Origin of the sequence: Trichocoleus sp. ST-U1, from assembly GCF_039961835.1 — a bacterium.
Taxonomy (GTDB): Bacteria; Cyanobacteriota; Cyanobacteriia; order Cyanobacteriales; family FACHB-T130; genus FACHB-T130.
Window position 1 is genome coordinate 86566 of record NZ_JAMPJZ010000007.1, and the last position, 24627, is coordinate 111192.

Consider the following 24627-nt stretch of genomic DNA (forward strand, 5'->3'; position numbering starts at 1 on the left):
ATGTCTAAGTAGCTTTGTGGTTCATCTTATCCAATCATTTGCGTCATCAAGCTGGGTAGTGTGGAAATACTAACTTGTATGTCTGAATATTGAGCTTTATTTAGGATTCGAGAATTTGTAGGGGGGTTTGGGAACGATAAATCGACTGGCGAATTATCCTTATTTTTAGGGATTCCCATAAATTTATTCCCAATTAACGCTACCCACACTCTTATAAAAATGATTCTTCCCCTTCCCGGTTACGAACTCGTTGAAGCCCTACATGAAGGCACCGATACCGTTATTTATCGTGCTTCTAGGCAGTTGGATAAAACACCAACGATCGTTAAAGCGATCAAAGCCGAGTATCCCACCCTAGAAGAGCTGACCCGGCTAAAACATGAATATAAAATTTTAGAAACCCTAGTAGATATAGAAGGAGTTGTCAAGTCCCTAGCTTTAGAAAATTATCAGAATGGTCTAGCACTTATCTTGTCAGATTTTGGGGCAATCTCGCTAAAAAATTATATTAGCGATCGCTCTTTAGACTTAAGCGAATTTTTAAACATCGCCATTCAGCTAGCATCCACGCTTGCTCAACTGCATTCATCCCAGATTATTCATAAAGATATTAAACCTCACAACATCATCATTAACCCAGAGACAAAGCAAGTTAAAATCATCGACTTTAGCATTGCATCGCGTCTAGAAAGAGAAAACCAAACCCTTGGCAACCCCACCTTACTCGAAGGCACTCTCGCCTATATGTCACCGGAACAAACCGGGAGAATGAATCGGTCGCTTGACTACCGCACCGACTTCTATTCTCTAGGTGTCACCTTTTATGAAATGCTCACAGGTGAATTGCCTTTTAATGCTACCGAACCTCTGGAATTGGTACACAGCCATATTGCTAAAATGCCACTTCCACCTCATCAACTAAATTCGGAAATTCCAGAGGCAATTTCCAATATTGTAATGAAACTGTTAGCTAAAAATGCTGAAGACCGCTATCAAAGTTCAGAGGGTTTAAAGTTTGACTTGGAAATCTGTCTAATGAAGCTACAGACTACCGGAAGAATTTCTGACTTTATTCCCGGTAGTGCTGACAAAGCAGGTCAATTACTGATTCCTCAAAAACTTTATGGTCGTGAGGCGGAAGTTACTACCCTGTTAAATACCTTTGAGCGCGTCTCCGATGGTACTGGGGAAATGATGCTTGTTTCCGGTTATTCCGGCATTGGTAAAACTGTTTTAGTCAATGAAGTTCACAAACCTATCGTTCGACAACGGGGATATTTTATTGCAGGTAAATTCGATCAGTTTAAGCGCAATATTCCTTATGCTTCCTTGATTCAAGCATTCCAATCCTTAACTCAACAACTTCTAACCGAAGGCGAAGCAGAAATTCAACTTTGGAGAGAGAAACTCTTAGGTGCTTTAGGCGTTAACGGGCAAATAATCGTTGATGTAATTCCCGAAGTTGAACTGATTATCGGCAAACAATCACCCGTAGCAGAACTAGGGGCGACTGAAGCTCAAAATCGTTTCAGCCGTGTATTTAAACAATTTATCGGCGTATTTACAACTGTTGAACATCCCCTAGTTATCTTCCTTGATGACTTGCAGTGGGCGGATTCAGCATCGCTGAAATTGCTCGAACTGCTAATGATAGATACCGATAACAAGTATTTATTGCTGATTGGGGCATATCGAGATAACGAAGTTTTCCCCACGCATCCAACAATTCAAACGATTGACAAGATCCGCAAAACTGGGGCGGCAGTAAATGATATTGTCCTTCAACCCTTAAAACTGGTTCATGTCGAAGAATTAATTGCCGATACTTTAAATGAATCAGTAGAGACGCGAAATTTAGCCTCTTTACTTTTCAACAAAACTCAGGGAAATCCTTTCTTCTTAAATCAACTTCTCAAAACCCTTTATCAAGAAGATTTATTGACTTATGATTTATATTCTAGAGCATGGCGCTGGAATATTAAGCAAATTCAAGCGATCGGCATCACCGATTATAATGTTGTCGAACTGATCGCTAGAAATATTCGCAAGCTGCATTCAGACACCCAGAAAGTGTTAAAACTGGCTGCTTGTATTGGCAACACTTTTAATTTAGAAGTTTTGAGCGTTATCAATGAAGAATCCTCCTTGGTTACAGCGGCACAGTTGTGGTCAGCGCTTCAGGCTGGTTTAATTTTACCTTTGAGCAATGAGTACAAAATTCCGTTGGTATTTAGTCAAGAAGAATCTGGGGAATTTACTTTAACTGATGTCAAAGTTGACTACAAGTTTTTACATGACAGAGTGCAGCAAGCTGCCTATTCTTTGATTCCAGATGAAGAGAAGAAAGCAACACACTTGAGGATTGGTCAATTACTGCTACACTCCACAACGCCAGAAGAACGAAAAGAAAATATCTTCGCTTTAGTTAACCAACTCAATTACGGTACTGACTTACTAAAAACTGAAGCAAAAAAATATGAACTAGCCCAACTCAACCTGATTGCAGGTCAGAGAGCCAAAGCAGCTACAGCGTATGACTCGGCTGTTAAATACTTGCAAGTAGGTTTGGGACTGTTGGCAGATTCTAGCTGGAAGAGTCAGTATGACCTAACATTAGCGCTGCATACCGAAGCAGCAGAAGCAGCATACTTAAGCGGTGACTTTGCTCAAATGCAGAGATTGGCTGAAATCGTGCAAAACTGCGCCAAAACGCTATTGGACAAAGTGAAGATATCCGAAGTCCAGATTCAAGCTTATATGGGGCAGAACAAGCTGCTGGAAGCACTGAATACGGGGCTGCAAGTCTTAAAGCATTTGGGGGTAGAGCTTCCTGACTCGCCAAACCCGTCTGATATTGGGCAGGCGCTGGGGGAAACTGCGGCAATTTTGAGCGGAAAGCGAACTGAGGAATTAATCGATCTCCCTGAAATGACCGATCCTCATCAACTAGCAGCGATAAGGATTCTGTCAAGTATATTTTCTGCTTGCTATTCTGCGATGCCCTCACTGGTGCCTTTAACAGTATGTAAACAGGTCGATTTATCCGTTCAATATGGCAATGCTTCTGTGTCTCCCTTTGCATATGCCGTATATAGTCTTCTTCTTTGCGGGGCTGTAGGAGATATTGAAGGGGGTTATGAATTCGGTCAATTAGCTTTGCGTTTAGTATCTAAGTTAAATGCTAAAGAAATCGAGGCCAAGACGTGCCACTTGGTCTATGCTGCCGTTCAACATTGGAAGGAACACGTCAGGAATATTCTAGAACTTTTCCTGTCAACTTTCTCTAGCGGGTTGGAAACCGGAGATTTAGAATATGCTGGCTATGCCATCATGGTGTGGAGTCATTACTCGTTTTTTGTTGGCAAGGAACTAATGCAACTCGAACGAGAGATAGCAACTTACACGGATGCCCTTCATAAAATTAGCCAAAAAACAGCACTTAATAATACAAAAATTTGTTGGCAAGCCGTCTTAAACATGATGGGAATAACCCAAAATGTATACCAGTTAAAGGGGGAAGCCTATGACGAAGATAAAATGCTACCGCTATATCAGCAAACCAACAACCAACTAGCAATTCATTACTTATACTTGCACAAGCTTGCGCTTAGTTATGTTTTTGAAAATTACGCGGAAGCCTTAAAAACTATTGCTCAGATAGAAAGTTCTTTCGGTTCGTCTACAGGACAGCTAACTGTTGTTATCTTCTATTTCTATGATTCCCTAGTACGGCTAGCTGTATATTCTGATTCACAGTCTGAACAACAGGATATTCTTAATCGAGTACAAGCTAATCAAGAAAAAATGCAAAAATGGGCGCATCATGCCCCAATCAATCATCTGCACAAATTCTATCTAGTAGAGGCAGAGCGGCTTCGGATTTTAGGCGGAAAAATAGAAGCGATGGAGATGTACGATCGAGCGATCGCACTCGCTAAAGAAAACGAGTATATCAACGAAGAAGCATTGGCTCACGAACTAGCTGCTAAATTCTATCTGTCATGGGGTAAAGAAACTATTGCTCAAACTTACATGACAAATGCCTACTACGCTTATATGCGCTGGGGAGCAACAGCCAAAGTTGAGGATTTAGCAAAACACTACTCCCAATTACTCGCCTCTGTCCTTAACCAAAAATTGAGCAAAAAGACAGGCACTACGATTAAACAGACGCGCCAGAAAACCATTAGTTCTAGCACTTCCGGTGTTTCAGAGGTTCTAGATTTGGCAACAGTGATGAAAGCATCCCAAGCGATTTCTAGCGAAATTGTGCTAGCCAACTTGCTCGATAAGTTGATGAAAATTTTGATAGAGAATGCTGGTGCAGAAACTGGAGCGTTGATTTTATCAAGAGACGGTCAATTCTTCTTAGAAGCATTGGGGACTAAAGATGAGATCCAAGTGCTGGAATCCCAGGCACAATTAACCAGTCAGCAGTTGCCTATTTCGGTACTGAATTATGTTTCTAGAACCCAAAAAGATGTTGTTTTAAATGATGCCAGCCACGAGCAAATCTTTAACGCCGATCCCTACATTAGCCAACATCAACCCAAGTCACTGCTCTGTACTCCGATTCTCAATCAAGGTAAGCTCGCTGCTATCCTTTATCTAGAAAATAATCTGGTTGTGGGAGCTTTCACTCAGCAACGGGTGCAAGTATTGCGGATGTTATCGGGACAGGCTGCGATCGCTCTAGAGAATGCACGGCTCTATGCCCATTTAGAATCTGCCAACCAACAACTAGAAGAATACAGCAATACTCTGGCGGCGAAAGTAGAAGAGCGAACGCTGGAGTTGCAGGAAAAGAATGTCCATTTGCAAAAAGCTCAGGAAATCGCCCAATCAGCCAACCGCGCCAAGAGTGATTTTCTTGCCAACATGAGCCATGAATTGCGAACACCGCTCAATGGCATTTTAGGTTATGCTCAAATCCTCAAGCGAGACAAAAATTTAACCGATTTACAAAAAGAAGGTTTAGATATTATTCACCAGTGCGGTGACCATCTGCTAAACCTGATTAATGATATTTTAGACCTTTCCAAAATTGAAGCTAGGAAAATGGAACTCCACCCAACAGATTTTCATTTTCCAGAGTTTCTAGAAGGCATTGCCGAAATCTGTAATATCCGTGCCGAACAAAAAGGCATTTCTTTAATTTACGAGCAGATTACTCAACTTCCCACAGGTGTTAGGGCTGACGAGAAACGATTGCGGCAAGCTTTGCTAAACTTACTCGGCAATGCTGTCAAATTTACTGAAACTGGAGGCGTGGCTTTTAAAGTCGGCTATTACAAAGGCAAAATCCGGTTCCATGTGGAAGATTCAGGCATTGGCATGGCACCAGAGCAATTAGAAGAGATATTTTTGCCGTTTCAGCAGGTGGGAGAAAACCATCGCAAATCTGAGGGGACCGGATTAGGATTGGCAATTACCCGCCAATTAGTTCAGATGATGGGTGGCGAAATTCAAGTCCAAAGTATTTTAGGAAAAGGCAGTATTTTCTTCTTTGATTTAGATTTGCCTGAAGTTTTTCAATATGCTGAAGGTGTCAAACAAGATCAAAAAAATATCGTAGGATTTAAAGGCTATAAGCGGAAAATCCTCGTAGCAGACGATAAGCGAGAAAATCGCTCAATTTTGCTCAAGATGCTATTGCCTTTAGGGTTTGAAATTTTGGAAGCGATAGATGGCAAAGACTGCCTGAAGAAAGCGGCTGAATTTAATCCCGATTGCATCTTAATGGACTTGATGATGCCTGAAATGAATGGCTTTGAAACGACTCGGCGCATTAGGCGATCGCCCGAACTAAAAGATGTGATAGTGATTGGAACTTCTGCCAGCGTTTTTGATTTCGATCAGAACAAAAGTAAGGAAGCAGGCTGCAATGATTTTTTACCCAAGCCAATCCGAATACCAGAGCTTTTAGAAAAGTTACGACTTCACTTAGGGCTGGAGTGGGTTTATGAAGAAAACGAAAATCAACTAGAAAAAGACAATAAAGAAGAAAATTATCAGCCCAAAAACCGAAGCAATCAGCATTCATTAGTTACTCCATCAGCAGAGGAAATTGCAGCTTTATTTGATTTAGCAATGAAGGGCGATCTCAAAGGCATTCTGGATCGAAGCGATGAACTAGAAAAATTTGATATAAAATATGCACCTTTTTTAGGCGAATTGCGTCAATTAGCTAAAAGCTTTCAAGTTAAAAAGATCCGCGAATTTTTAAGGGCTGTAGGAAAAAATTAATGAATCCTTCAAATATTGAAAATGGGGTAATTTTAATCGTTGATGACAACCCTACAAATTTAGGAGTGTTGTTCGATTTTTTAGTGAATTCAGGCTTTCAAGTATTGGTAGCGCAGGATGGCGAGGATGCAATTGCTCAGGTTGATTATTCCCCGCCCGATCTGATTTTATTAGACGTACTCATGCCCGGTATAGATGGGTTTGAAACTTGTCAGCAATTGAAAGCGAAGGAATCAACGAAAGACATTCCCGTAATTTTTATGACGGCGCTTTCTGAGACGGTGGACAAAATCCGGGGATTGAATCTTGGGGCGGTTGATTACATTACTAAGCCGCTTCAGTATGAAGAAGTTTTATCCCGCGTTCAAATCCATTTAAGCTTGCGAAATCTGACTAAAAGATTGCAGAAACAAAATGTGCATCTGGAACAGGAGATTGAGGAGCGAACTAAGGCAGAGAAAGCACTTTTAAAACTTACATCTGAGTTAGAAGGGCGGGTAGAAGAAAGGACGGCTGAACTTTGCCTATCCAATCAGCTGTTGACCCAATCAAATCAGCATCTGCAACAGGAGATCCAAGAGCGTATTTCTACTGAAGCAGCCTTACAGGAGTCAGAAGCACGCTATCGAGAACAAGCGCATCAGCTTAAACTTTCCTTCCGCCAACTTCAAGAAACTCAAAGCCAACTGGTTCATAGTGAAAAAATGTCTAGTTTGGGACAACTAGTAGCGGGTGTCGCCCATGAAATTAACAATCCCGTTAACTTCATCTATGGGAATCTCACTCACGCCGATCACTATAGCCAAGATTTGCTCGACCTCTTGAGCCTCTATAGGAAGTACACTCCTGCACCGCCACCTGAAATTAAGGAACACGCTGAGGCAATAGATTTAGAATTTTTAATTGAAGACCTGCCCAAATTGCTGAGTTCGATGAAAGTTGGATCTGACCGCATCCGCGAGATTATTTTGTCGTTGCGGATTTTTTCCCGCATGGATGAAACCCAAATGAAGCCTGTGGATATTCATGCTGGGCTAGATAGCACGCTGCTGATTTTGCATAGTCGGTTCAAAGATAGCGCTAACCATCCAGGTATTCAACTTGTCAAAGAATATGGCAATCTGCCTCTGGTGGAGTGTTATGCAGGTCAACTCAACCAGGTGTTTATGAATCTACTGGCGAATGCAATTGACGCTTTGGAGGAGTATGACAAAAAGCGATCGCCTGAGGAGATTTTCTTTTGCCGCAGTACGATTCGGATTCGCACCGAAGTAACGGACAATGAGTTTGTGACAATTTGGATTGGGGATACTGGCCCCGGTATAGCAGAGGAAGTACGCGATCGCCTATTCGATCCCTTCTTTACGACGAAAGCAGAGGGTAGAGGTACGGGTTTGGGATTATCGATTAGCTACCAGATTGTAGTCAACAAACATGGTGGTCAGATGACGTGTATTTCAGCACCAGGACAGGGGGCGGAGTTCATGATTAAAATTCCGGTTCGGTCGTGCCCTCCAGAATTAGGTTGCCAATGCGTCATTTTGGAAGAAAGCGGAAATTCGGTCTAATATCAGAACCCATCAGGTGTCAACTTAAGATTGGCTTAGCGGTTGAAACCACCGCGATACAGACAAAACCTGCCTTCTCCGGTTCAAAACTTATGATTCCATGAGTCCCCGCAAGCCGGACTTAGTTTATTTAGCCGTGGCTTCCAGTCGCTAGGGGTTCAGTAAAACTAGCAGTATCTTCAATTAAACACTATCCAACTTCCACTTTTTCAACGCTAAACCGTAATATTACTGAGATTTAATAAAAGATGGATTGGCGTACATACTGCTAAATCCCTTACCTGCCTGTAGCTTAGACAACACTTCACTAAGTCTTTGTTATTTGCTAGGAAAAGATGAATTTTCTGTAAAGATTCTGTAAAGACTCTCTGGAGAGTCAGTATTTCCCCTAGGGATTGCTTAGGATATAGCGGAAGTACTCCTAAGAAGCTGGGTATTTTTACTTAATTTTTGGCTTATATCTAGAAAACGAGCAAGAAACTGATTTCCACAAGTTACGTGTTTTTACGAGAACCTTAAATTTTCATCTACAAAATTAGATGGCTTGTGATTCTGAAAAGCGTGCAGAGGCTAATCAAAAGAACATAGAGCCTTTTGAAACTGGGTTTAAGTACTTGATATTTGTGGATTGGAAGAGGATATAGGAAAATCTATATGCCAAAAACTGGGACTCAGGCTAAAACTAATACTAAACTAAATAGCCGAGGTTCCCACTCCTGGGAACTTCCTCCAACTTGGCTACAATTTTTAGTCATCAGCGTACTGGTTTTAGGCATATTTTTTCGATTTGCAAATTTGGATCGAAAAGTTTACCAACACGACGAAGCTTTTACCTCAATGCGGATTTCTGGCTATTCCAAACCAGAAGTGCAACAGCAACTTTTTGATGGTCGTGTCATCAGTGTTGAAGACTTACAAAGGTATCAGCGTCCCAATTCAGAAAAAGACTTAATCGATACTATGCAGGTGCTAGCGCAATACCCAGAACATCCGCCGCTATATTACGTGATGGCACGATTTTGGGTGCAGTGTTTTGGTAGCTCGGTGGCAGTGACAAGAAGTTTGGGTGCCCTAATTAGTTTACTAGCATTTCCTGGCATTTATTGGCTGTGCAGAGAATTATTTGAGTCATCGTTGACGGGATGGATAGCGATCGCTATCATCGCTATTTCACCTTTACACGTACTGTACGCGCAGGAAGCGCGGCAGTATAGCTTGTGGACGGCAATTGTCTTGCTATCGAGTGCAGCACTACTACGAGCTATCCGGGTTAAAACTAAGCTAAGTTGGGCGATCTATGCAGTTACTGCGGCATTGGGACTCTATTCAAACTTATTTTTTGGGCTGACTTTAATCGGTCATGGGATTTATGTCATCTTAACTAAAGCCCATCGAGAAAATAAAACAGTTATTGCTTATTTAGTGGCATCGATAGCAGCGTTTCTAACTTTCGTACCCTGGGTTTGGGTGGTTTTAAGTAGCGATCGCATCATTGACAGAGTGGCATCAGCTCCAAAACCACCCAATTTATTTACTTTAGTTAAATGGTGGACTCGGAATCTCAGCAACATTTTCTTAGATGTAGATCCTAGCGGTTACTGGTTCGATCCGATTGGTTATGACGATCCTTTTTCTATTCCTCTTAGTTTAATCTTAGTTGGTTATTCGATTTATTTTCTCTATCGCCATACCCCAGCGAAAGTTTGGCTATTTATTTTTACTTTTACTGGGATGGCGGTTATCCCCCTCATGCTACGAGACTTAATGACTGGGGGATTTTTATCTACAGCACCGCGATATTTGATCCCATCTTATTTAGGAATCCAGATAGCTATTGCTTACCTCCTGGCTAGTAAAATTACTTGGAGTTTTAATTCCATCCGGCAACAAAAACTGTGGCAGTTTGTGATAGTTGTTCTACTTTCGTGCGGAGTTTTGTCCTGTGCAATCAGCTTTCCAGCAGACGTATGGTGGAACAAGTTTATGGACACTTATAATCCTCAAGTGGCTCGCATCGTTAACCAAGCTTCTCATCCACTTGTGATTAGCGATACTAAGATTCCGGGAAGTGTATTATCTCTCAGCCGCCTACTCAGTCCGAAAGTACAGCTACAGTTGGTGAGCCAACCAAAAACATTTCTAGCTGCTGATGGTTTCAGCGAGATATTTTTATTTGATTCCTCAGATACTTTACGAAACCAACTTGAGAAAACACAGGGTTACAACTTAAAAATAGCTTTCAAAGGCTACAAGTTTGAACTTTGGGAAGCAAAAAAATAGCGGAGGCAATCCTATTTTATGCCTAAACAAGAATTTGTGAATAATTGGTAATTGGGGATTAGGATAAAACTCAATAATCTATTCCTTATTCAGTAAACGGACGAACTAAATTATTTATAGCCTGAAGAAAGTGTTTGTCGTTCTACCTCAAACCCTTGTCAATGTTGCATTTTTTACCTCAAGAGCGCCGACAAGATAACTAGCGATCGCAATCTCCAACGCCGCTATCCTCATGCTCAAACTTTAAGCGATCGCTCTGATCCTAGATACTGTGAATCAGTCGCAAAATCAGTCGCACACCTGCTACCGGAATCTGGCAGCAACTGGGTTGGGCGTTCGCGCTTAAAGGCTGATACCTCTAGGGTTGTCCACCCATCTCCCATTTTTGCCGATTGCCGCTTCTTAACCTCTACTTAGTCCAAAAGGGAGATTAAGTCAAAAAGGAAGATTAGTAAATATTGAAGCAAAGGATTCAATACGCTAGTTTTTAGCGCGTCTTATGCAAACTATTTACGGAAATCTTCAAGGATTACAATCGAGCCATATCAAGCAACTACAGCGGCTTTACGAACAGCGCCAACCAAGCGATCGCCTGACGACTCCGGAATTCGCTCAAGCGCTAGCCGAAATTAGTACGTCCATTCATCACCCTGTATGCTGTTACATCAATCGACGCGGACACCCAATCCGAATCGCCGTCGGTACTCCCAGCCAAACGCAAATTCCGCCCCAAGAGTTGCCCCGGCATAAGGGCGAACACTTGAGTGGAATTCGCTGTCTTGCCACTCAACTCAAATCCGATCCACCAGATACAGCGGCACTCAGGGCAATGGCACAGCAGCGCCTAGACGCCTTAGCAGTGTTAGTTCCAAAGGGCGATGGAGCGCGACGAAATGGTGAAGCCGCAGGCGATGTCAAGGAAGCTTATCTTGCTCACCTGGTTCCCGAAGCAGAAAAGCCCTGGGTTATTTCTCGTCCCCTTAGCTTAGATGACCTGACAGAGCAAGGCTTTGACGACTTAGTAGATGAATGGGAGAGTGAGTTCTCCGAGTCAGGCTTTGAAACATCGCAATTCCACGAGAATAACTCAAAAGGCGATCGCGTTCTGCTGGTTGGATTGATGACAGAAGACGTCTCTCCGCAGCGGTTTCAAGATGGTCTGGAGGAACTCGTTCGCTTAGTTGAAAGTGCTGGAGGACAGGTATTAGAGACAATGCAACAAAAGCGATCGCGTCCTCATCCTCAAACGGTCGTTGGTCATGGAAAAGTTGAAGAAATTGCCCAACGCGCTCATCAACTGGGAGCCAATATCATTGTCTTTGATCGAGATATCTCTCCCTCTCAAGCTCGTAACCTAGAAACCGAGATCGGTATCCCTGTCGTAGACCGGACTGAAGTAATTCTCGATATCTTCGCTCAACGCGCTCAATCCCAAGCGGGTAAATTGCAAGTGGAATTGGCGCAACTGGAATATATGCTGCCTCGACTGAGGGGTCGGGGTCGGGAAATGTCCAGACTAGGAGCCGGGATTGGTACGAGAGGACCGGGTGAAACCAAGCTAGAAACAGAGCGGCGAACCATTCAGCGCCGAATTGCCCAACTCCAGCAGGAAGTCAACCAATTACAAGCGCATCGCTCCCGGATTAGACAACAACGGCAAGAGCAAGAAATTCCCTCGATTGCCGTGGTTGGTTATACCAACGCTGGGAAGTCCACCCTGCTGAACGTGTTAACCCACGCCGAAGTTTATACGGCGGATCAACTATTTGCCACCCTCGACCCCACAACTCGAAAGCTAGTCATTACAAACCCCGAAACCCAAGAGCGGCGGACGATTCTTCTGACAGACACGGTCGGGTTTATTCACGAACTCCCGCCACCGCTCATGGATGCCTTCCGAGCCACCCTGGAGGAAGTAACGGAGGCGAATGCCATGCTTCATGTCGTCGATCTATCCCATCCCGCTTGGGAAAGCCACATCCAGTCGGTCATGGAAGTGCTTGAAGAAATGCCTGCCCTTCCAGGTAAAGCTTTGATTGCCTTTAACAAGGTCGATCAAGTAGATAGCGAAACGCTAGCCTTCGCTCAACAACAGTATCCCGAAGCTGTGTTTATTTCAGCTACTCAACGCTTAGGTTTAGAGACCCTACGCCAGCGGATGGTGCAACTGGTTGATGAAGCAGTTTCACAACCGCACTAATAAAAATGTGACAAGAAGCCAGTAATTACGGTGTCTATTTTTGGCAATGTCCCCCTTAAAAAGGGGTTATAAGCATTTTCCCCCTTTTTAAGGGGGATTCGGGGTTTCCTCTGGGGAGAGGGGGATCGAGTGTATAGGACGCCCAATTAAGTCAAGAACCAGCAAGCTAAGCAAACAAGAATTCACACACTATTTGCAATCATGAACAATCCAATAACGTGGAAGTACGTATTTCCAACCAAAGCTATCATTAACTGGATCGAATCTATAGCTTTGTTGTTATCTGACCAATGGATTCGCCAAATGCTAGGTCAAGAACCGCTCACCAATCCTGAATATTTACATCTGTTTGGCGCATTGGTATTTACAATCGGGATTGGTTATTGGTGGGTTGGTAAGGATATCTCTCGAAATCACGATCTTATAAGATTTGGAATTTGCGCCCAAGTTTCTGTCTTTATCGTTTTGGCTTATCACACCTTAATCGGTGGTCTTCACCCATTTTATTTAGTTCCGGGTGTCATTGACCTTACCTTTGCGATTCTCTTTAGTTTATTTCTCTCCTCTTATGAGCGGATTAAACCAGCTTTAGAGTAATTAGAGTCGAGTATATGTAACTTAGAACCCCACCCCTACCCGTTCACGGGGAAGGAGAAATCTTACCTTCCTATGTCAACGGGAAATTATAGCAGTCATAAATAATTCCTGAACGCAAGATACCCGACTTCTCCAAGAAGTCGGGTATCTGAATCTCACATCTGACAACTCAAATAGGAGAGAACGCAACATGACCCAAAAACATGGCCCTTGGACAATCCAAGAAACGAATCGAAAGTACCAAAATTCATTTATCAATGTTCGTGAAGACCAAGTTCTCCAACCTGATGGACAACCGGGTACGTATGCTACCGTCACGATGAAATCTGGCGTTGCTATTTTGCCAATCGATAGCGATCGCGTAGTCTATCTTACCCGGCAATTTCGTTATGCGCTTGGCAAAGAAAGCATTGAAGTTGTCGCTGGTGGTGTTGAAGAGGATGAACCGCACCTAGAATCTGCACAACGAGAAATTGAAGAGGAACTGGGAATTAAAGCCTCAGAATGGCTCGATCTAGGAGTTTTTGATTTAGATACATCAATTGTCTGTTGTCCAGTGCGTCTATTTCTAGCAAAGCAATTAACATTCACCCAATCCCATCAAGAAGGAACGGAAACGATAGAAACAGTTCGGATTCCCTTAAGTGAAGCGGTGCAAATGGTCATGGATAGCGTAATCACACACGCGCCAAGCTGTGTGCTGATTCTGAAAGCGAATAAGGTACTTGGCGAATAATAGGCGATCCCGCTGACACTGGCTAAACATATCACCAAAAACTTTGGAACTTATGAATAAGTCTCACGGTTGGGACGTACTCAAACTCAGCTAATGGCAAATGTGGCTGGCAAATGTGACTCGCAATAGTAGCTATGACTTTGGTTGCGGCTTCCTTTTCAAGCACTTTTAGTCACTTGGGCTTGGTGATTTGCAAGAGATAATGATTCAGTTCAAATGGAACAACTGAATGAGTAAAGAACAAGAGCAGGAATCTCAACCTTTTACGGCAGCTCCGCTGCTGCAAATTGGTACTAGCGGTTGGGTTTATAAGCACTGGATGGAAATCTTCTATCCAGCGCAGATGCCTGGAAGCCAACAACTACCATTTTACGCACAGCACTTTCCAACTGTAGAAATCAACTTTTCTTTCTATCGTCTGCCAGAGCGGTCTGTATTTGAAACGTGGCGAGAACAAACGCCGGAAGGATTTCTTTTTGCTGTGAAAGGTAGCCGTTACCTTACCCACATGAAAAAGTTAAAAGAGCCAGATGAACCGCTATCTCGCTTAATGGAACGAGCGAGCGGCTTGCAAGAAAAACTAGGCCCAATTCTGTTCCAATTTCCTCATACTTGGCCCCTTAATATGGAGCGCCTTCAGCCATTTTTAGAATTGCTTTCTTCTTATCCAGAACAACGTTATACATTTGAATTTCGACACCAAAGTTGGCTAATTCCACAGGTGTACGAACTATTAGAGCGTGCGGGTGCAGCCCTTTGTTTGCCAGTCAGTCCCACGGTTCCGCTAGATATTCGTTTGACTGCGCCCTGGACTTATATCCGGATGCACAGCGGGCAATGGGGCGTTGGCTACAGCGATGAAGAATTGTCTACCTGGGCTTCCCATATCCGCTCATTTCTTCAACAAAAGATTGACGTGTACGTGTATTTCAACAACGACCCAGATGGTCATGCTATCCACGATGCTGAACGCCTGAAAGCATTACTGTCCATGAATTGCTCAACCTTTTAGCAAATATACCTGGCGATTGGAAATCGCGGCTACACAAACAAAGTCCGCCTTCGCGGACTATTGAAACCCGCATAGGCGGGTTTAGTCTGTGTAGATGCGAATTCTATTCGCCCTTTTTACTGGCTGTGTCGTGGGAATACTGAGAAAGGATGCGATCGCTCGTTTTCTGTGATGCAGGGAAATTGTTAGCGCTGGCTGTGTCGTGGGAATACTGAGAAAGAATGCGATCGCTCGTTTTCTGTGATGCAGCTAAATTGTTAGCGCTAGCTGTGTCGTGGGAATACTGAGAAAGGATGCGATCGCGCTGCTTAAGTTTTAGCAACCAGGAGAAAATCATGAGTTTAACAGTTACAGCAACATTTATGCTTGCTGATTGGATCGCCAAAGGACTTGCAGATGGAACCTTTGAGCGGTTTGGAGGTGTGATCCGGGAAGTAGGGACGAAACACGTTGTTACTTGGTTAAAGGATATAACAGCAAATTCTTCTCAAATGCCAACACCAACAGGTTCTTCTCCCAATTTACTCAACCTTATTTTTTCAGGGGCAAATCTAGCTGGTTCAGTTGCTAATGCAGCAGTGACAGGGAAAGGATTAGGTGTTGTTAACCAGCGTCTGGGTGGACTTGAACAAGCCAGTTTCGGTAATCTCGCTGTTTCAGGGGTAACTTTGGTCGCTTCAGTGGCTAACGCCGCTGTTACAGGGAAAGGATTAGCTGATGTGAACCAGCGGCTAGGTGGAATTGAGCAGCAAGTAGGAAATATCCACCAGGGTTTGCAACAAGCTCAAGGAATTTTGCAAGTGGCTTCTGCTGCTAGCGTACTGAATCTAGGTGTTGCGGTGATGGGATTTGCTGTATTAAACCAGCGTCTCAACGAACTGGAACAACGCCTAAAACAAAGTGAGGAACTGCTAAACAAAATTAATCGCAAAATTGACATTGGATATTATGCTAACTTCAAAGCTGCTATTGGTCTGGCGATGAATGCCTTTACAATGACCAAAGTGGAAAACAGAGAACGGATGGCGATTGAAGCTATAAACCGTTTTCTAGAAGCTGAACATATTTACACTGACTACACAGACAAAGAACTTGAGCAAGGTAGCCAGATTGCTGATGAATATCTTTTGACGTTATCTCTAGCTTATATTGCTGAAGCACGCTGTCATCTTGAGTTAGGAGAACCCGAAACAGCACTAAGTCGCTTCCAAGAAGGCGCGAAAGTTGTCCGTTCTCGTACTCAGAAATATGTTGATCTTCTACTTACTTCTAACCCAGCAGCCTATTTACAGCCTCAGTTTAAAGGTCAGATAGATTTGCGGCGGCTAACCCGGATTTACCAGTGGATCGATCCAGCTTTGGATGAAAATGCTGTGTTTGAGCTTCAACGTGAGAATTTGCTCAAGATAGCGCAAGATCCTGATAAATGGGCTGAATCTCTACCAGCGGCAATTCTAAGTCGCGTTGAGGTTGCAGGAGGTTGGTTTGGGCCAAATGCAGGAGATTTGAAGCGGGAGGCTGATAAACGGCTTCCCGAAGTGCTGGAAGTCATGGAATCTATGGTGGAAACCAATCGCCGTTTTGAAGCGTATCAGACAGAAATACAAGCGATCGCGCAATTGGGCATTAGCTTCCATGACTGGCTAAAATTAGCTCCCTCTACAGAATCTAAACCCGACGGTGCAGAATTAATGTACATCATTCCATCCCAGCCGTTAGAGTTGCAATTCTCTGTTTAAAGTGGTTTCTCTTCCAGAAAAGAATAGCCAGCAAATATCGCCTGACAATCTCTTCCCAAGCACAGGCGATATGCTGATCATTAAAATTTAAAAGTAAAAAAAGCTAATCCGTGATTATTGCGCGTAACCAATAAGAAGATAAATGTCAAGATAGCACCAGAAAAAATAGCCCATAAAACATATCGATTTTTTCGATTCAACCAACTAAAGAAGAATACTAAAAGGAGAAAAAGAATAGTAGTAGCAATTCTTTGTAAGTTTCTTAAATCCCAAGCTATCAAGGGGTCTTCCAAATCTCCAAGCATCATATAAAATAGCTCCTTGTAATTTAGGCTTATTCTAAGCAATATCAATAGACAGCTCAACAGCTAAACACATAGTTTTGTGTAGACGATACCAAGCGATCGCTACTGTTAGGAAAGCGAATATAGACAATGGTGTTGAAATACTACTAATGATAGTTGACAAATATCAAAAGATTGCCTTTTGAATATCGCCACTGAAAGTTAGAAAGCAAGTCAGAAAGCCGCCTTAGCCGCCATCTCCAAAGCGATAGCCTTTGCCATAGACAGTGTGAATCAAAGTTGTCTCTCCAGATGCCTCAATTTTGCGCCGCAAAAGGCGAATCAAAGCGGCTAAAACGTTACTGCTGGGTTGTTCGTCTGGGTTCCACAAATGTTGATGAATTTGGGCGTGAGTGAGCAACTGCCCCGCGTGACGCATAAAATATTCCAGCAGATGAGTTTCTTTCTCCGATAACTCAATGGTGCGTCCGTGACGATAGGCTAGCTGGTTTTCACAATCTAGTTCTAAATCTCCAATCTGAAGTAAGTGAGGATGGTAGTGCGCTTCTATCGTCGCGCTAGCAGGCGCATCAGTCGCGGAACGACGCAGCAAGGCGCGGACTCGTGCGAGTAACTCTCGCAATTCAAACGGCTTCACTAGGTAGTCATCCGCACCGGCGTCCAAACCCAGCACGCGGTCGTCTAGGGTATCTTTGGCAGTGAGAAAGAGGACGGGTGTAGCATCTTTGCGCGATCGCATCTGCTGACAAATTTCCAACCCGCTGATCTGCGGCAGCATCCAATCCAAAATCAGCAAGTCATAGCCTCCTTGCAGCGCCATCTGGTTGCCAGACGCCCCATCATAAGCCAACTCAACGCTGTAGCCTTCACGACTTAGCACGCGACTCAGCGGTTCAGTCAGCTCAACTTCATCATCCACCAAGAGAATTCGCATCACAAAAGTTATGAATTATGAGGTATGAGTTATGAGTTACCTTGTGACATCCAGAACTCAATACTTAACACTCAGAACTCTATTCTATGCTTACCGTTGCATTGCCCAAAGGCGCACTCCTATCTGATAGCATTCGTCTACTGCAAAGTGTCGGACTCGACTTTAGCGCCTTTAAAGATTCTGGCAACCGCCAACTGCAAATACAAGACCCCACCGGCACCGCCCAAGCCCTACTGGTAAGGGCGCAAGATGTCCCAGTTTATGTGGAATATGGGCAAGCACATTTAGGGATAGTCGGTTACGATGTTCTGCGGGAGAAAAACCCCCAGGTTGCTCATCTAGCTGACCTCCGATTTGGTTCTTGTCGGCTGTCAGTGGCGGTAAAGTCTTCTAGCCTTTATCGGTCAGTCTTACAACTACCGCCCCACGGTCGAGTCGCGTCTAAGTTTGTTCACTGTGCCTACGAATACTTTGAAAGCTTAGATTTACCCGTAGAAATTGTGCCTTTGTCTGGTTCCGTAGAACTAGGGCCGATTACCGGGATGTCCGAGGCGATTGTGGATTTAGTTTCCACAGGTCGCACCCTGAGCGAAAATGGCTTGATCGAGATTGATACACTATTTGAAAGTACAGCGCGGTTAATTGCCCACCCTCGGAGTTATCGCCTGAATACGGGCGATATCCATCAATGGGTCGAAGATATCAGAAGCGCTGTTCTAATTAATTGCTAGCGCAAGGCGATCAAATGGACGAAACAATTAGGATTTGCTCGGTTGATAAAAATGCTTGGAGTTCAATTGTGCAAGGTTTTGACCCGAATATTCTCCAAGATGTGCTAGAAGTATATGGCGCTGATGGCGAGAAAGTCGGAACTCTGTGCGAATCGGTAGATGGCAAATCCTACATCAATGGGCAACCTGAAACAGCTTACCTATCTCTACAGGCAGCTGCTACAGCACTGGTGAAAGGGGAACAATGAAATAAGTAGAAAGAAGATAGTGGCAGCATGACTCAATCCCCGCCTCTGACGGAAACTAGAGAGCGATCGCGCGTTCGTGAAAGCGACTGGCGACTCTTCCTGCGCTTAGTCCCCTACGCGCGGAAAAGCAGTCGTCTGCTGATAATTTCCATCCTGTTGTTGGTGCCGCTGTCAGTCGCCGGGGCAATTCAACCGATCATCGTGGGGCAAGCAATTTCGCTGATTCGCGGGGAAGAAGTCTGGTCTTTTCTTCAAGGTAAAGGCTTGTTGGAAGGAATCAATCTTCTCGCCGTTTTACTCCTGCTAACGATGATCGTTCGGATGGTGTTCACCGCCGCCCAAGGTTACACCGTGCAGAAGGTGGGGCAGCAAATTACCGCCGAGATTCGCACTGATTTATTTCATCATGTCACTTCCTTGGCGGTGCGATTTTTTGACCGCACCCCTGTAGGACGATTGATTACCCGCCTCACCAGCGATGTCGAAGCACTGGGGGATGTCTTTTCCACAGGTGCCATTGGCATTGTCAGCGATCTGGTATCGATTTTAGCGATCGCTGTCACCATGTTTTTGCTGCAATGGCAGCTGGCATTGATGCTGACACTGATGTTGGTGCCAGTCACGGCTTTGATTATTTACTTCCAACAGCAGTATCGCAAAGCCAATTACAAAGCCAGAGAAGAACTGTCTGCACTTAACTCAACGCTGCAAGAAAACATCGTAGGGGTGAACGTCGTGCAGCTATTCCGGCGAGAGAAATTCAACTCAGAACTGTTTCGGGTGACGAATCAGCGGTACATCGAGGAAGTGGATAAAACCATTTTTCACGACTCAGCCGTATCAGCCACCTTGGAGTGGATTGCACTGGTAGCGATCGCGGGCGTACTCTGGTTAGGCGGACAAATGATCATGGGCAAAGCCCTCAGTTTTGGCACCCTCTCTGCCTTTATCCTGTATGCCCAGCGTCTCTTCGATCCCTTGCGACAATTTGCTGAAAAATTCACCTCCCTGCAATCTGGTTTCACCGCCGTCGAACGCATCACCGATATTCTCAACGAACCAATTGAAATTCGCGATCCTGAAGGGACACAAAAACAGCTTATAGACAGGGGAATTATCCCGTCTGTAGCAGAGGAACCCAGGAGAATTTCCCATTCCCCATCCCCAACCGCCAAAGGTGAAATTCGCTTTGAAAATGTCTCCTTTGCCTACAAAAATGATGAATACGTCCTCAAAGACCTAAACTTCACCATCCATCCCGGCGAAAAAGTCGCTCTCGTTGGCCCCACAGGTGCCGGTAAAAGTTCGATTATTCGCCTGCTGTGTCGCCTTTACGAAACCACCGAAGGTCGCATTTTCCTCGATGGTGTCAATGTCCGGGACTTACCCCAAAGAGAACTGCGGGAACACCTAGGCGTCATCCTTCAAGATGGCTTTCTGTTTGCCGGTGACGTGAAGAGCAACATTACTCTAGGAGATACTTACTCCTTTGAAGAAATTCGACAAGCCGCCGAAAAAACCAATGTTGCCAGTTTTATCGAACAACTGCCTCAAGGCTACGATACCCAACTTAGAGAACGAGGCACTAATATCTCTAGCGGACAAAAGCAACTCTTAGCATTTGCCCGTGCTGCTATCCGCAATCCCCGTATTTTAGTGCTAGATGAAGCAACAGCCAGTCTAGACGTAGGTACAGAAGCCTTAATTCAAGATGCCCTCGACAAATTGCTGGAGGGACGCACCGCTATTATCATCGCGCACCGTCTCTCAACCATCCGCAATGTAGACCGGATTTTGGTGCTGAAGCGAGGGCAACTGGTAGAGTCGGGCAGCCACGATCAATTGTTGCGCCAAGGCGGACTCTACGCCAGTTTGTATCAGTTGCAAATGTTAGGCGCGTGAACTACCCACGCTGACTTGGAACTCCAAGTCAGCGTGGGCTTCTGTAATCACAGGGGAGTGCCGCAGCTTGGACTTTCGCCCTAACCTTGGTCTTATCTCCCCTCCTACAGCAGAAACGGCTGAACCTTCCGCCTTTAGCATTCTGATCCCCTCTGCTCTAATATTTATCGCTGCGTTTCCATCACGGTCATGATGAGTATTGCAGTGAGGACAAGTCCATTCCTTCACCTCCAATGACATCTCACCTATTTGATAGAAACAATTGGAACAAAGTTTGGAACTAGGGAACCATCTATCAATCTCAATCAACTTTCCGCCTTTGCGTTCTAGCTTGTAGGCTAAAAAGTTGGTGAATGTTCCCCACCCAACATCAGAGATTGCTTTCGCCAATTTATGATTGCGTACCATGCCTTTAACATGAAGATCCTCTACGATGACAGCTTGGCTATCGCTGACCAACTTATGGCTAAGTTTATGTAGGAAATCTTGCCGCGAATTAGTGATTCGCTCGTACACTTTGGCGACAACTTTTCTATACTTGTGTCTTGAATTACTCCCTTTTCGTTTATGGGCTAGTTTTTGTTGCTTGCGTTTCAGGTTTTTCTCATGTTTGGCGAGGTGCTTAGGATTATCGTATTTAGAAACCTTCTCGCCGTCAGTAACAATCGCGAAATGTTTCAATCCTAAGTCAATTCCGTAAATTTTACCTTCCGATGTAGGTGGTTTCTCTCCTGCAACTTCAGTCAGGATAGACGCGAAGTATTTCCCTGATGGTGTTTTGCTCACAGTAACCGTCTTGATTCTCCCCTCAATTTGTCTATGTATTTTGGCTTTAACTATCCCAATGTTGCCGGGGAGCTTGATATTGCCGTCTACAATTTTGACGTTTTGAGGATACTGAACTGACTGTTTGCCATGCTTGGATTTGAACTGAGGAAACCCCGCACGTTTCTCAAAAAAGTTTTTGTACGCTGTGGTTAGATTAAGCGTTGTCGCCTGTAAAACTTGGCTGTAACACTCAGCTAACCAAGCTGTATCTTCAGCTTTTTTGAGTGTTGGAAGAAATGCGTTGAGTGCTGCACGTCCAAGTCCTTTACCCGTCTCCTTGTAAGTCTCAATAGATTTATTCAGAGCATAGTTCCACCACCAACGCGAACATCCAAATGTTTGCGCTAATAGTATTTCTTGTTCTTTGGTTGGATATAAACGGACAAGGACCGCTTTGTGTAACACTCAGCATCACCTCCTTGGCAAAAATACTTTACCATCAATCAATATTGTGGCAAAGTAGTTCAATCAAATAAAATAATGGGTGATTCCTCGTGCATCTTTTTCCTCGCCTCACGGCATTGGCAAAAAATACAATCGTCACCACCCGCCTTATATCCCGCCATTGATTCGGAGTACCAAATGAGCGTGGGGGACTTACGCCGATCTAATTAAACTGATATCTTGCACCAAGCCCCCAGAATTCTATTCTGGGGCTACATAAACGAAGTCCGCCGGAGCGTACTAACCGAAAATCAAGAGTTTTGTAACCTGCGTAGGCAGGTTTCGTTTGTGTAGCGGCGGTTTCTACCGCCTGGTGGAAGATATAAGTTAAACAAACGTGCCATTTGACTGCTTGCGTTGAATGCCAATCACTGAAGGACGCGGTGGTCCTTGAGGATTTCCCTCAATATTGCTAGGCCAATTACTACCACGCGGAACCGTGCGTTGTTGGTTAAAGAGAGTGCCATTTAAGTCCAGCATCTCAATCGTTCGGCTCAGAGTTTGCTGAGGATTGAACGGGCAATCTTCACCAGGGTGCTGCACCGAAATAATCAGCGTATCCCCGATAAAAGTAGGCCCTGTCAACTCGCAACGTGGAGGACCGTAGGCAAAGGGGACGATTTCTCCAGCATCCGGGCCAGTGGTGGGAATGAAAAAGAGCCAGTTATTGCCAAAAACCCCAATCAGGTTAGAAGTTTGAACATTGAGATTAGAATCATCCACACTAGGAGAGTTAGAACCCACGACCCTGTGGTCTATCGCTAATGGCGTTGCGGCAGCACCAACATCGAAACCATTGTGAGCACTAGTAGACATATCCGTGACGCCCCAAATATTTCCTTGGGGGTCAAATGCCAAGTTATCTACATTGGCAAAACCCGAACCCGGTTCTGCTCCCGCTTCCCCACCTTTAGCAAATCGCTGCCAGCGGAAAGTTGTACCCGTAGCATCTGAGCTGTTTTCCATAATCTTGAACAGCTCACCCGAAGGCTGTCCGGCGTTGACGGCAGGGCTGTACTTAGAAACCACAAAGATTCGAGAATCGGGGTAGCCATCGCTTCCCGCCGCACCATCCGTGTAAGCAATAAATACATCCTTGGTGCGGGGATGAACTTCGATATCTTCGGGACGTGCGGTAGGAGTTCCGCCAAGGAGGTTGGCAGCTAAGAAGGCATCCACGAGGACAGCCCCTTGGCTGGTATAGAAGTTGGACAGCTTCTTACCTTGATAACCTGGCAGAGCTGTGGCTTCATTGGTGGTATCTAGGTTGAATGCACCGCCATCTGTAGTTTGACCCGCAACACCGTTCCGTCTGGGTAGTTTAATCAAACCATTCCGGCTCGCTTTGCCCAAAGCGGCAATTTCTTGAGAACCGAGGACGGAGGGCGGAATCGGATTGGTAGCAGCATTCAAATCCAGGGGAATCCACGTTCCTGTCCCGTCAGGATTGTAACGGGCGACGTACAGCGTCCCCTCCTCAAATAAAGCGCTGTTGTTCTTGCTATTCGGGGCAGAAACAGTGCCTTTGCTAACAAATTTCCAGGTGTGTCCGCCGCGCCGGTCATCACCCATGTAGGCAACTAATTTTTTCCCAGCTTCCGCCCGCATGGCGATGTTTTCATGGCGATAACGACCTAATGCAGTGTGCTTGCGCGGGCGGAAATTTGGGTTACTGGGATCGATTTCCACCATCCAGCCGTATTTTTCCCCGACTAAACCAAATTTTTCCCCGCTGGTACCGGCGGTGTAGCTAGTCTGAGTGCCATCAGATTTTACAGATTCTGTGACTCCTACAAAAAAGGCTGTGCTTGCCTGAAAGTTTTCTTCCGCTGAGAGGATGGTTCCCCAGGGAGTAGTGCCGCCAGAGCAGTTGTAGGCAGTGCCAATGATTTTGTTACCCAGCCCATCTACGCTGAGAGGAAATACTTGGGTGGCAGCGGGTCCCGTACTCAACAGGTAGTTTTGATCGCCTTTCTGGTAGCTCTTGGAACCCCAAGAAGTAATAGTTTTATACTGATCGGAACGCTGGCTGTTAATCCCTAAACCGGAAAGACCATGAAGGCGTCGATTGTTGGGATCTTTCACAATCGAATAGCGTCCGGCGCGATTTTGGCGTGCCATCCGCAGAACCGAACCGCCCATGTTGTACATGATTTCGCCCAACAGGAGAAGATCGGTTTTGTCAGCCGGTAAACTCTGCCCAACGACTAAGGGATAAGACTCAGGTAATCCTGCTAAATCCTCTGGGACTTCAGGGAGTGTAAAAGTAAACGGGTAGGAGACATACTCGTGATTTACCCAAAGGTAGCCGTCGTTGGGATTTCTGCCATCCAGGGGAACAAAGCCGGTGTAGTCGTTGTTGTAGCCAAAGTATTCTTCTGGGTTGGGATAAACGCGATCGCCCCAACGTACAATCACATAACGTTCGTACTCTGGGGGCACCACTACATCATCAACGATGTTGTAGGTGCTTAACCGAGTATCGGTAGAAGCATTAATTACGCTTCCTTGATAATTAATGGCTGTGGCGTAGAAGCTTTTTTGCTCTTGATAAATCGGTAAAGGATGCGGCAATCGCACTGGGGTAAATTTCAGTGGTAGAACCGCTTGGGCAACGTTAGGATTGCTGCCAAAATGCTGTCTCCCCAAAGTAGGAGCTAGTACAGCAGTACCCGCACTCGCCCCAAAAAAAATTAGTAGCTGCCTCCGACTGAACTTAGACATTAAATTCCTCTCTTTTTGCGATCGCAATAATCAAAAATTTTGAGTCATTATTTGACAGGAATTTAGCCGAGCTAACCTCTATAAAGCTTAAACAGTCAACCAAAAATGCTGCGACAGCTAAGCCACAGCATTC

15 protein-coding genes are annotated in these 24627 nt (G+C 44.7%); 11 read left to right on the plus strand and 4 right to left on the minus strand.

The window, feature by feature from the left end; translation table 11 throughout:
- The first annotated feature begins 219 nt into the window (after window positions 1-219).
- The 7 genes from NDA06_RS04760 (at window position 220) to NDA06_RS04790 (ending at window position 14639) form a co-directional block, all read left to right on the plus strand.
- Window positions 220-6246 (plus strand): hybrid sensor histidine kinase/response regulator, encoded by a 6027-nt coding sequence (locus NDA06_RS04760; RefSeq protein WP_190984818.1) that lies wholly within the window; start codon window positions 220-222, stop codon window positions 6244-6246.
- Entirely contained in the window at window positions 6246-7814 is a 1569-nt protein-coding gene (locus tag NDA06_RS04765; protein ID WP_190984817.1) for a response regulator, read from the plus strand. Before NDA06_RS04760 ends, NDA06_RS04765 begins: the two co-directional genes overlap by 1 nt.
- A 654-nt stretch (window positions 7815-8468) precedes the next feature.
- Window positions 8469-10094 (plus strand): glycosyltransferase family 39 protein, encoded by a 1626-nt coding sequence (locus NDA06_RS04770; RefSeq protein ID WP_190984816.1) that lies wholly within the window; start codon window positions 8469-8471, stop codon window positions 10092-10094.
- A 499-nt stretch (window positions 10095-10593) separates the two neighbouring features.
- A complete protein-coding gene (gene hflX, locus NDA06_RS04775) occupies window positions 10594-12294 on the plus strand; it encodes a GTPase HflX (protein ID WP_190531460.1) in 1701 nt (566 codons plus the stop codon).
- 201 nt (window positions 12295-12495) lie between these two features.
- A complete protein-coding gene (locus NDA06_RS04780) occupies window positions 12496-12891 on the plus strand; it encodes a hypothetical protein (RefSeq protein WP_190984815.1) in 396 nt (131 codons plus the stop codon).
- 190 nt (window positions 12892-13081) lie between these two features.
- Window positions 13082-13627 carry an NUDIX hydrolase gene (locus tag NDA06_RS04785; protein WP_190984814.1) on the plus strand — a complete coding sequence of 182 codons (546 nt, stop codon included), beginning with the start codon at window positions 13082-13084 and terminating at the stop codon, window positions 13625-13627.
- Window positions 13628-13856: 229 nt separating this feature from the next.
- Window positions 13857-14639 carry a DUF72 domain-containing protein gene (locus NDA06_RS04790; protein WP_190984813.1) on the plus strand — a complete coding sequence of 261 codons (783 nt, stop codon included), beginning with the start codon at window positions 13857-13859 and terminating at the stop codon, window positions 14637-14639.
- Window positions 14640-14742: 103 nt separating this feature from the next.
- On the opposite strand, the gene NDA06_RS04795 is transcribed toward NDA06_RS04790, so the two are convergent.
- A complete protein-coding gene (locus NDA06_RS04795; RefSeq protein ID WP_348251686.1) occupies window positions 14743-14976 on the minus strand; it encodes a hypothetical protein in 234 nt (77 codons plus the stop codon).
- Here NDA06_RS04795 and NDA06_RS04800 point away from each other — a divergent pair.
- Complete coding sequence (locus tag NDA06_RS04800; RefSeq protein ID WP_190984811.1) at window positions 14975-16378, plus strand: hypothetical protein; 1404 nt, start codon at window positions 14975-14977, stop codon at window positions 16376-16378. The genes NDA06_RS04795 and NDA06_RS04800 overlap by 2 nt on opposite strands.
- A gap of 531 nt (window positions 16379-16909) precedes the next feature.
- On the opposite strand, the gene rppA is transcribed toward NDA06_RS04800, so the two are convergent.
- Entirely contained in the window at window positions 16910-17617 is a 708-nt protein-coding gene (gene rppA, locus NDA06_RS04805; RefSeq protein ID WP_190425964.1) for a two-component system response regulator RppA, read from the minus strand.
- Window positions 17618-17703: 86 nt separating this feature from the next.
- Between rppA and hisG the strand changes: the two genes are divergently transcribed.
- Genes hisG through NDA06_RS04820 form a run of 3 tightly spaced genes read left to right on the plus strand, consistent with a single transcriptional unit; the run spans window position 17704 to window position 20498 of the window.
- Window positions 17704-18348 (plus strand): ATP phosphoribosyltransferase, encoded by a 645-nt coding sequence (hisG, locus tag NDA06_RS04810; protein ID WP_190414808.1) that lies wholly within the window; start codon window positions 17704-17706, stop codon window positions 18346-18348.
- 14 nt (window positions 18349-18362) lie between these two features.
- Window positions 18363-18596, plus strand: coding sequence for a hypothetical protein (locus tag NDA06_RS04815; protein WP_190531446.1), 234 nt, complete (start codon window positions 18363-18365; stop codon window positions 18594-18596).
- Between the two features lie 27 nt (window positions 18597-18623).
- Window positions 18624-20498, plus strand: coding sequence for an ABC transporter ATP-binding protein (locus NDA06_RS04820; RefSeq protein ID WP_190425955.1), 1875 nt, complete (start codon window positions 18624-18626; stop codon window positions 20496-20498).
- Here the strand turns inward: NDA06_RS04820 and NDA06_RS04825 are convergent.
- Together NDA06_RS04825 and NDA06_RS04830 are read right to left on the minus strand one after the other, a co-directional pair.
- The gene (locus NDA06_RS04825; protein ID WP_190984810.1) at window positions 20487-21731 is read right to left on the minus strand and encodes an RNA-guided endonuclease TnpB family protein; all 1245 of its coding nucleotides are present in this window, start codon (window positions 21729-21731) and stop codon (window positions 20487-20489) included. The genes NDA06_RS04820 and NDA06_RS04825 overlap by 12 nt on opposite strands.
- 366 nt (window positions 21732-22097) lie before the next feature.
- Window positions 22098-24494, minus strand: coding sequence for a PhoX family phosphatase (locus NDA06_RS04830; protein ID WP_190984809.1), 2397 nt, complete (start codon window positions 24492-24494; stop codon window positions 22098-22100).
- Window positions 24495-24627 lie beyond the last annotated feature (133 nt).